This is a genomic window from Streptosporangium canum (assembly GCF_900113865.1).
In the GTDB taxonomy this organism is placed as follows: Bacteria; Actinomycetota; Actinomycetes; order Streptosporangiales; family Streptosporangiaceae; genus Streptosporangium; species Streptosporangium canum.
Genome location: NZ_FOQY01000054.1, coordinates 1 through 5,733, shown reverse-complemented (window position 1 = coordinate 5,733; position 5,733 = coordinate 1). Strand labels below are relative to the sequence as shown.

Annotated in this window: 6 protein-coding genes, 1 pseudogene and 1 riboswitch; all 7 genes and pseudogenes read left to right on the top strand. The window is 67.0% G+C overall.

What is annotated here, in order from left to right; all coding sequences use genetic code 11:
• A pseudogene (locus BM085_RS40335) lies at positions 1–296 on the top strand (S1 family peptidase); the annotation flags it as partial.
• 199 nt (positions 297–495) lie between these two features.
• Positions 496–1,998 (top strand): S1 family peptidase, encoded by a 1,503-nt coding sequence (locus BM085_RS40330; protein ID WP_093892029.1) that lies wholly within the window; start codon positions 496–498, stop codon positions 1,996–1,998.
• 183 nt (positions 1,999–2,181) lie between these two features.
• Positions 2,182–2,760 carry a hypothetical protein gene (locus BM085_RS40325; protein ID WP_093892028.1) on the top strand — a complete coding sequence of 193 codons (579 nt, stop codon included), beginning with the start codon at positions 2,182–2,184 and terminating at the stop codon, positions 2,758–2,760.
• A 40-nt stretch (positions 2,761–2,800) separates the two neighbouring features.
• A riboswitch (SAM riboswitch) is annotated at positions 2,801–2,942 on the top strand.
• A 14-nt stretch (positions 2,943–2,956) separates the two neighbouring features.
• Positions 2,957–4,246: a threonine synthase gene (gene thrC, locus BM085_RS40320; protein ID WP_031169877.1), complete on the top strand. Its 1,290-nt coding sequence runs from the start codon at positions 2,957–2,959 to the stop codon at positions 4,244–4,246.
• 23 nt (positions 4,247–4,269) lie between these two features.
• Positions 4,270–4,545, top strand: a complete 276-nt coding sequence (locus BM085_RS40315; RefSeq protein ID WP_012895271.1) for a MoaD/ThiS family protein — start codon at positions 4,270–4,272, stop codon at positions 4,543–4,545.
• Positions 4,546–4,863: 318 nt separating this feature from the next.
• Complete coding sequence (locus tag BM085_RS40310; RefSeq protein WP_012895270.1) at positions 4,864–5,064, top strand: cold-shock protein; 201 nt, start codon at positions 4,864–4,866, stop codon at positions 5,062–5,064.
• A 340-nt stretch (positions 5,065–5,404) separates the two neighbouring features.
• On the top strand, positions 5,405–5,733 hold a 329-nt coding region (locus BM085_RS40305; RefSeq protein ID WP_281249914.1), incomplete at its 3' end, for a TCP-1/cpn60 chaperonin family protein.

Below are 5,733 nucleotides of genomic sequence, written 5' to 3'. Positions count from 1 at the left end.
CGCAGACCGTCACCGGCACGTTGAACAGCGAGCAGTCGGTCTACCAGCCGAACAACCGCTACTACCGCGCCACCACCGCCGGCGTCCACGCCGGCTGCCTGGACGCCGACGACGGCGTCGACTTCGATCTCTACCTCCAGAAATGGAACGGCCGCGGCTGGGACACCGTCGCCACCTCCGACAGCCCCAGCCCCGACGAGAAGATCAACTACACCGGCACGCCCGGCTACTACCGCTACCGCGTGCCCTCCTCGAACGGCTCCAGCCCCTACACCCTGGGCTACAGGACACCGTAATCCGCTTCTGGACCACACGGTGAAGGCAGGAAATGCCGGTGGATCTCGCTGGAAATCGTCGTCCGCGTGGCGTGGGGCTTTTGCGGCCTTGATCGGCAACGGCTGGATTAAGGTGGCGTTGCCCACATCGCATGATCAACCTGTGATGCGTGGCGTTCTCCCCCCTCACGCTTGCAAAGCCGAGGTCGAGGAGAGATCCATGTCCCGCAGACACGTCATCACCACGGGATGCGTTCTGGCGATCACCGCGCTCACGCTGACGGCCGCCCCGGCCATCGCCCAACCCCGGACAGCGGAGCCCCCGGCGGCCGTGGCCGCGAGGAAACCACCGCCGGGCATGCTCGAAGCACTCCAGCGCGATCTCGGCCTCACCAGAGAGGAGGCCGAGACCCGCCTGCGCAACGAGGCCCGCCTGACACCGATCGAGGCACAGCTCCGCGGGCAGCTCGGCAGCCGGTTCGGCGGTGCCTGGTTCGCGGGAAGCATCGCGCAGACCCTGGTGGTGGCCACCACCAGCGCCGCCGACATCCCCGTGATCGTCGCCGCGGGCGCCCGGGCCGAGATCGTCACCCGGTCACTGGCAGACCTCCAAGCGATCAAGAAGCACGTCGACCACGCGCTGCCCAGCCGCCAGGAAACAGGGAGCGTGCGCTACATCGACACGAAGATCAACAAGGTCGTCGTCCTCTCCACGGCGGTCACGACGACCACGAACATCCTGGAAAACGCCGGCGTGGACCCGGTCGCGGTGCGGGTGGTGTCGTCCGATGAGCGGCCCCGGCCCCTGTCCGACGTGGTGGGCGGGGAGGCCTACTACATCGGCAGTTCAAGCCGCTGCTCGATCGGGTTCTCGGTGACGCGCGGGACCCAGAACGGGTTCGTCAGCGCCGGCCACTGCGGCAAGGCCGGCGCCACCACGACCGGCGTCAACCGAGCCGCCCAGGGGGTCTTCCAGGGGTCGACCTTCCCGGGCAGCGACTTCGCCTGGGTGGCGGTGAACGCCGACTGGACGCCCAAGCCGCTGGTGAAGAACGGCAGCGGCGGCACTGTGACCGTGGCCGGTTCCAGGGTGGCCATCGAGGGCGCCTCGGTCTGCCGGTCCGGTTCCACCACCGGCTGGCACTGCGGCACCATCCAGCAGCGCGACACCAGCGTCAACTATCCCCAGGGCGAGGTCTCGGAGGTGACCCGTACCAACGTCTGCGCCGAGCCGGGTGACTCCGGTGGTTCCTTCATCTCCATCGACCAGGCTCAGGGGGTCACCTCCGGCGGTTCCGGTGACTGCACCTCCGGTGGCGTCACCTATTTCCAGCCGATCGGTGAGATCCTCACGACCTACGGCCTGACCCTGGTGACCGACAGCACCACTCACACTCCGCCGGGCGCGGGCACCTGCACCGGCTATCCGCAGACCGTCACCGGCACGCTGAACAGCGGGCAGTCGGCCTACCAGCCGAACAACCGCCACTACCGCTCGACCGTCACCGGCGTCCACGCCGGCTGCCTGGACGCCAACGACGGCGTCGACTTCGACCTCTACCTCCAGAAATGGAACGGCCGCAACTGGAGCGTCGTCGCCACCGCCGACAGCCCGCGCCCCGACGAGAAGATCAGCTACACCGGCACGCCCGGCTACTACCGCTACCGCGTGCTCTCCTCGAACGGCTCCAGCCCCTACACCCTGAAGTACAAGACACCGTAATCCGCTCCCGGTTCCCCTCCCAGGGGGCGGGCCACCGTGAAGACCGAGGGGAAGACGGAGCTCCCGCCGGGCGGGCGATGAAGGGCGTGCGCCCGGCGGGAGCTCCGCCGGCCGCCTGTGGGAAACGGGGCGTACGCGGTGACCACTTGACCTTGTCGTAGCGTCAATCGCTTCACTCGGGCCATGAAGGCGATCTCGGCACTGTGGCCGGCGGTCCGGCGGCGGGTGGACGTTCCGGAGGGCGGCGCGGCGATCGGTTACGACCGGGGGCTGCGCGTGATCCTGTGGGCGATGGTGGTGACGTCACCGCTGGAGTTGGTGGTGGTCCATCACCTGCTGCCCTGGGAGTGGGCCCGGTGGGCGCATCTGGTGGTGATGGCGGCCGCCGCGCTCTGGAGCCTCGGCTTCATCGCCTCACTGTGGGTCTATCCCCATGCTGTGGATGACGAGCGGCTGCGGATCCGGTTCGGCGGTCTCCTGGACGTCGTGATCCCGGTCCGGCTGATCGAGTCGGTCCGTGCGGAGCGGGTGAGCAAGGGGCAGAGCAAGCTTGCCGAGGTGGTGGGGGAGACGCTCTCGGTCGAGGTCGGCGGTATGACGAATCTGGTCGTACGGCTGCGCGAGCCGCATGAGGTGAACGGGTTCGGGCGGGTGCGGGCGGTGCGTTTCACGGCCGACGATCCCCGCGAGGCCGTCCGACAGGTAACACGTTACATCTCGCGGAGTGAGACACTTGGTCAGGATGGCGGCGAGGCGGGGTAGAGTGCGTAGGACCTGCTCGTCAGGTCGACAACTGAATATTTGCTCATCCAGAGGGGTGGAGGGACCGGCCCTGCGAAGCCCCGGCAACCCTCCCGGTTCAAGACTCGTTCTTCTGACGAGGTCGGCCGGGACAGGTGCCAATTCCGGTCTGTGACCAGGGTGGTCGCAGACGAAGATGAGGGAAAGGCCTCGCTTCATGGCGCTCGCAAGCACTGAAACCACCACCTCGCCCGGCCGTGTCGAAGACGCGCACGGCAAGCCCTTCGGTCCCGCCGCGGCCCTGTCCTGCCGCGAATGCGGCGCCCGCTACGACCTCGGCCCCAACTTCGCCTGTATCGAGTGTTTCGGGCCTCTGGAGATCGCCTACGACTTCGGACGGGTGACCCGGGAGCAGATCGCCGAGGGGCCGACGAACATCTGGCGCTACCGCTCGCTGCTGCCCGTCCCGGCGGACGTGGCCGCCAAGCCCAACATGGCGCCCGGCTGGACCAAGCTCGTCAAGGCCGACAACCTCGCCCGCGAGCTGGGCATCCGCTCCCTGCACGTGAAGGACGACTCCGGCAATCCCACGCACTCCTTCAAGGACCGCGTGGTGGCCATCGCCGTCGAGGCGGCCCGCAACTTCGGTTTCCACACCCTCTCCTGCTCCTCCACCGGCAACCTGGCCGGCGCGGTGACCGCGGCCGCCGCCCGGGCCGGTCTGGACGCCTGCGTGTTCATCCCCGCGGACCTGGAGGAGGCCAAGATCGTCATGGCCTCGGTGTACGGCGGCAAGCTCGTCGGCATCGAGGGCACCTACGACGACGTGAACCGCTTCTGCTCCGAGCTCATCGGCGACGAGCTGGGCGACAAGTGGGGCTTCGTCAACGTCAACCTCCGGCCCTACTACGCCGAGGGCTCCAAGACCCTGGCCTACGAGATCGCCGAGCAGCTCGGCTGGCGCATCCCCGACCAGATCGTCATCCCGGTCGCGTCCGGCTCGCAGCTCACGAAGATCGACAAGGCGTTCAAGGAGCTGATCGCGCTCGGCCTCGTCGAGGACAGGCCCTACAAGATCTTCGCCGCCCAGGCCGAGGGGTGCTCCCCGGTCTCCGCCGCCTACAAGGCCGGTCACGACGTGATCCGGCCGGTCAAGCCGGACACCATCGCCAAGTCGCTGGCGATCGGCAACCCGGCCGACGGCCCCTATGTGCTGGACATCGCCCGGCGCACCGGCGGAGCGGTGGAGGACGTCACCGACGCCGAGATCGTCGACGCGATCCGGCTGCTGGCCAGGACCGAGGGGATCTTCGCCGAGACCGCGGGCGGCGTCACCGTCGGCGTGCTGCGCAAGCTGGTCGCCGCGGGGAAGCTCGACCCGGAGGCCGAGACCGTGGTCCTCAACACAGGCGACGGGCTCAAGACCCTCGACGCGGTGGCGGACCATGCCCGCCCCACCGCCGTCATCCGGCCGTCTCTTGACGCTTTCCGTACGGCTATCGCCTAGAAACTCGTGAAAGGTACTGAATTATGAGCGTTTCTGTGCGGATTCCGACGATTCTCCGGACCTACACCGACGGCTCCGCCGAGGTGACCGGAGAGGGCGAGACCCTGCGGGATGTTCTGCAGAAGCTCGACGCCGACTTCCCCGGCATCGGTGCGCGCATTCTTGATGAAACGGGCAAGATTCGCCGTTTTGTCAACGTCTACGTCGGAGATGAGGACGTCCGTTTTGTGGACAACCTTGACACCGCCACGCCGTCCGGCGTTCAGGTCTCCATCATCCCGGCGGTCGCGGGGGGCTGATCCCCCGGCGTCCCCACCGCCTCTCCACGACACCCGCGCGCGGCCTGACCGCGTGCGGGTGTCGTGTTTTGTGACGTCAGCTCATATCTGTGCCCCGAGATGTGATGCAGTTTTTAACCAATTAATCGCACCGGCAAAACTCGGCCTCAGCCCTGAATGCGTACGTAAAGCGGTAGTTCGCAGATTGACTCTGTTGCCCTACGGTGTCCCACAGGTATGGTCGAGAACGATCGACGTAGGCGATGTCTGCGCCTCGGAGATTGCGGACTTCGCGCGAGGAATGGGCGATGTCCTCTAGTCCAGTAAGAGGAGTCGGAAGTGGCGCAAGGCACCGTCAAATGGTTCAACGCGGACAAGGGCTACGGCTTCATCGCGGTAGACGGTGGTAAGGATGTGTTCGTCCATTACTCCGCGATCATGATGGATGGCTATCGTGCACTCGAGCAGGGCCAGCGGGTCGAGTTCGAGATCACTCAGGGTCAGAAGGGTCCCCAGGCGGAATCCGTCAGGGCGGTCTGACGCGACCGTTCCACCCATTCGTCGGGAAATGCCGGAAGATCCCGTGGCAGCGCAGTCCGCGCGGATCTTCCCGCGTGTCGGCCCGGCTCGCCGTTCCAGCGGCGGGCCGGGCCTTCGCTCTGAACGCGGGTCCTCGTTCTAAGCTGGACGCAGGTCAGAGCATCACGGCTTGCACTCGGCAAGGTAGAGTGCTAAACAGTTCGTTGGCACTCCCTGTTGGAGAGTGCCAACCCTGGATCGAGACGATGGGACCCGCCGAACGGAGTCGCGGGTCCACATGCCGTCGCGGGCGTCGGCTCGATCCGGTGCAAGCCACCCTGCGTTTGGGAGGTCTAGCCGTATGGCAGCCAAGATGATCGCGTTTGACGAGGACGCCCGGCGCGGTCTCGAGCGCGGTATGAACCAGCTCGCGGACGCCGTCAAGGTGACCCTCGGCCCCAAGGGCCGTAACGTCGTCCTGGAGAAGAAGTGGGGCGCACCCACGATCACCAACGACGGTGTCTCCATCGCCAAGGAGATCGAGCTCGAGGACCCGTGGGAGAAGATCGGGGCCGAGCTCGTCAAGGAAGTCGCCAAGAAGACCGACGACGTCGCGGGTGACGGCACCACCACCGCCACCGTGCTCGCCCAGGCTCTCGTACGTGAGGGCCTGCGCAACGTCGCCGCCGG

Excerpts from the sequence above, each read along its gene's own strand:
- BM085_RS40330 (WP_093892029.1), top strand. The coding sequence starts at position 496 with ATGTCCCGCAGACACGTCATCACCACGGGATGCGTTCTGGCGATCACC.
- BM085_RS40325 (WP_093892028.1), top strand. The coding sequence starts at position 2,182 with ATGAAGGCGATCTCGGCACTGTGGCCGGCGGTCCGGCGGCGGGTGGAC.
- thrC (WP_031169877.1), top strand. The coding sequence starts at position 2,957 with ATGGCGCTCGCAAGCACTGAAACCACCACCTCGCCCGGCCGTGTCGAA.
- BM085_RS40315 (WP_012895271.1), top strand. The coding sequence starts at position 4,270 with ATGAGCGTTTCTGTGCGGATTCCGACGATTCTCCGGACCTACACCGAC.